Annotated in this window: 4 protein-coding genes and 1 pseudogene; 2 read left to right on the top strand and 3 right to left on the bottom strand. The window is 62.9% G+C overall.

The features are described 5' to 3' along the window. Positions 1–580: YicC family protein (locus AC1DT3_RS14950; RefSeq protein WP_477466035.1), on the top strand; the 580-nt coding region annotated here is incomplete at its 5' end. A gap of 3 nt (positions 581–583) precedes the next feature. Continuing rightward, positions 584–1234 carry a guanylate kinase gene (gmk, locus tag AC1DT3_RS14945; protein WP_477466034.1) on the top strand — a complete coding sequence of 217 codons (651 nt, stop codon included), beginning with the start codon at positions 584–586 and terminating at the stop codon, positions 1232–1234. 18 nt (positions 1235–1252) lie between these two features. Here the strand turns inward: gmk and rsmA are convergent, their stop codons facing one another. The 3 genes and pseudogenes from rsmA to AC1DT3_RS14930 form a co-directional block, all read right to left on the bottom strand. After that, the gene (rsmA, locus tag AC1DT3_RS14940) at positions 1253–2104 is read right to left on the bottom strand and encodes a 16S rRNA (adenine(1518)-N(6)/adenine(1519)-N(6))-dimethyltransferase RsmA (RefSeq protein WP_477466033.1); all 852 of its coding nucleotides are present in this window, start codon (positions 2102–2104) and stop codon (positions 1253–1255) included. Next, the gene (gene pdxA, locus AC1DT3_RS14935; protein WP_477466032.1) at positions 2101–3120 is read right to left on the bottom strand and encodes a 4-hydroxythreonine-4-phosphate dehydrogenase PdxA; all 1020 of its coding nucleotides are present in this window, start codon (positions 3118–3120) and stop codon (positions 2101–2103) included. The genes rsmA and pdxA overlap by 4 nt, the downstream gene beginning before the upstream one ends. Next, a pseudogene (locus tag AC1DT3_RS14930) lies at positions 3117–3624 on the bottom strand (LPS-assembly protein LptD); the annotation flags it as partial. The gene pdxA and the pseudogene AC1DT3_RS14930, both read right to left, overlap by 4 nt.

Genomic DNA, 3624 nt, shown 5'->3' with positions numbered 1-3624 from the left:
AGCTTCTCTTGACGGCTTGCTGAATGTGCGCGGTGTCGTCGAAGTCGAGGAGGAGGGTGGGGACCCGGGGCAGGATGCAGCTCTCCTCGCCGATCTCCGCGCCGCCGTTCCTCGCTTGATCGATGCCCTCAAAGCCGCTCGAAACACCGAGGGAGACGCGCTGGCTGGAATTCTCAATCAGCATCTCGACACCGTTTTGCGGCTGACAGTTGAGGCCGATGTGGCGCCGGCCCGGCAACCGGAGGCGATTCGTGCGCGACTGGAGTCCCAGATCGCCCAGATCCTCGACGCCAAGGGTACGCTCGATCCCGATCGCCTGCATCAGGAAGCCGTGCTCATCGCGGCCCGGGCCGACATTCGCGAGGAACTCGACCGCTTGCGCGCCCACGTCGAAACAGCGCGCGGTCTGCTTTCCCAAGGCGGCRCGGTCGGCCGCAGGCTCGACTTTTTGGCGCAAGAATTCGGCCGTGAAGCCAATACCCTGTGCGCGAAGGCCAATGACGTTTCCATTTCCAGAATTGGGCTTGAATTGAAGGCCGTAATCGAGCAATTCCGCGAGCAAGTGCAGAACGTGGAGTAAGCGATGAGTCCAGATCCCGGATCAATGATTGGCAGGCGCGGACTGATCTTCATCCTTTCGTCCCCGTCGGGCGCCGGGAAGACGACGCTCACGCGAAGCCTCGTCGACGACAGCGCCGGCGAGCTTTCCATTTCGGTGACGACGCGCCCGAAGCGGCCGTCGGAAATCGAGGGACGTCACTACCATTTCATCGATGTCGACGACTTCATCGCCCTGCGGGATCGGAACGAGCTTCTCGAATGGGCGGAGGTGCACGGCAATTTCTATGGAACGCCGCGCAAACCGGTCGAAAAGGCGCTCGCCGAAGGGCGCGATATGATCTTCGACATCGACTATCAGGGAACACGGCAAGTCCGGGAAAAGCTGCCGGAGGACGTCGTAACCGTCTTCATCTTGCCCCCGAGCATGAAGGAACTGAAAGCGCGATTGGAGCGTCGCGCCGAGGATTCCGCTGAAACGATCGCTCGCCGCTTGGACAACGCACGTCGTGAAATCGAACGCTGGAGCGAATACGACTACGTGATCGTCAACGAGGATCTCGGCAAATCCTACCAATGCCTCAAAGCGATCCAATCGGCCGAGCGGCTGAAACGCGAGCGTTGTGTGGGTCTACCGGATTTCGTGCAGACCTTGCTCGCCGAACGTTTGGCCTGAGCCCTTTCGGCGTTCCGACTATTTCCGCTCGCGATCCCAAGCATTCGCGAGCGCCACATAACCCTCGACTGGAATCTCCTCGGCTCGCGCTGTTTCCCGCTGTCCGGCTGCTTCAATGATGGCGGCGGGATTGGCGGCGAGCGACTTGAGGCTTTGACGCAGCATCTTGCGGCGCTGACCGAAGGCTGCACGCGTCACGGCTTCCAGCGCATCGATCCGGCATGGCAGAGGGTTTGCGCGTGGTGTCAGGTGCACGATGCTCGATGTGATCTTCGGYGGCGGCACGAAGGCGGATGGTGGCACATCGAACATGATGTTGGCGTGGGTCCGCCACCCGCACAGCACGCCAAGTCGACCGTAATCCTTCGGGACATGCTCATCGGCGACGATCCGCTCGGCGACCTCGCGCTGAAACATCAGCGTCAGCGATTGCCACCACGGCGGCCATTGTTCCGTGGTCAGCCATCCTGTCAGCAGAGGCGTCCCGACATTGTAGGGGAGATTGGCGATCACCCGGGTCGGGCTTTCACCCACGAGCGGCCGCGGATCGAAGGCGAGGGCGTCGGCCTCGATTACCTCGAGGCGCCCCGGATAATGCGCCGCGATTTCGGCGAGAGCGGGAAGGCAACGCGTATCCCGTTCTATGGCGATGACCTTCGATGCCCCGGCCGCGAGGATGGCACGCGTCAGACCACCGGGACCGGGCCCGACTTCGACGACCGTGAATCCGTTGAGGGGACCGGCTGATCGGGCGATCCGGCTTGTGAGATTGAGATCGAACAGAAAGTTCTGCCCGAGCGATTTCTTGGCGAGCAAGCCATGGGTTCGAACGACCTCGCGCAAGGGGGGAAGGTCATCGATCTGGCTCATGCGGTCGCTTTCCCGTGCGAGAGCCGGTCCGCGAGCTTGATGGCGGCGATCAGGCTGTCCGGTCGCGCGATGCCCTGGCCCGCAATGTCGAAGGCGGTTCCATGGTCGGGGGAGGTGCGAACGAACGGCAATCCGAGGGTCACGTTCACCGCATCATCGAACGCGATCGTCTTGATCGGGATCAACGCCTGGTCGTGATACATGGCGAGCGCCGCGTCGTACCGGCTGCGGGCCCGCGCGTGGAAGAGCGTATCGGCGGGGAAGGGGCCCTCGGCGGCGATGCCGTCGCGTCGCAAGATCGCGACCGCGGGCGCGATCACGGCGTCGTCTTCAGTGCCGAGCGACCCGCTTTCGCCGGCATGGGGGTTGRGCCCGGCAAGGGCCAGACGAGGCGCTTTCACGCCGAACCGGGCTTTGAGATCGCGGTCGACGATCCGCGCTGTCTCGACGATCAGATCCGTCGTCAGGGTGCGAGGCACGTCCTTCAGGGGAATGTGGACCGTCACAGGCACGACCGCGAGCGTTTCACTCCACAACATCATGACGGGGTGAAACGTACCACCGGCAGCGTTGGCGAGAGCCGCCAAAAACTCCGTGTGACCGGGATGCTGGAAGCCGGACGCATAGAGGACGTGCTTGGCGATCGGGTTGGTCACGACGGCTTTGGCTCGACCTGCCTGTACGAGACTCACCGCCTGTTCGATGGCTTCGATGACGGAGGCGGCATTCGCGACGTCAGGCTGACCGCTCTGCGCTCGGACTTTCGCGGCGATCGGAATGACGGGAAGGGCGGCGTCAAACGCGGATGGCGCGTCGTGCGCGGTGACTGTCGACATAGGCACGTCGAGCCCGAGTTGGGTGGCGACGCGACGGAGATGCTCGGGATCGGTGAGGATCGCGAAGGGCGGCAGGTTCGCCTCTTTCCTCTGTATCCACGCCTTGAGGGCGATCTCAGGTCCGATACCGGCCGGATCACCCTGCGTCACCAGAACGAGGCTTTCGCCTGCCTGGGTCACTTTGCGGTGCCGACTTCCGACGTCGTTCCGCTCAGGTTCTGATTGACCGATGCCTGACCGAGGGTGCGCAGCTCGAGGGTGAACACGACGGTCTGGTTCCTGTCCTTCTCGCCGGACGATACGGCGACGTCCCGCGGCGACATGGAATAGTTGACGGTGAACGTGGTGCACTCGTCGGCGTAGCCGAAGCCAAGCGACATTGAACTCACGTAAGCGAGGTTCTGCTTGTTGTAGATCGCTGTCGCCGGGTTCGCCATGTAGCGCTGGACGAACGTGTCCCGCGCCACGAGGTAGCGATCGAGGTCGAGGAGTACCGAACCCGAGATGTACCAGTTCTGCGTGATGTTCCAGGTCGCCGACGACAGAATACCTTCGCGGCGACGTGGGAAGCCGAGTTCCGGCTGCGCGCCGTAGCGCGCATAGAGAATCGACGCCGTCACAGGCACATACGGGTTCAGATTGGCCGTCAGACCAGCTTCCAGGCGGTTCATGTCGAACGTGTCC

This window comes from Microvirga sp. P4_G7 (assembly GCF_056401005.1).
Note: the sequence above shows the minus strand (reverse complement) of the source record. Positions and strands in the feature narration are given on the sequence as shown.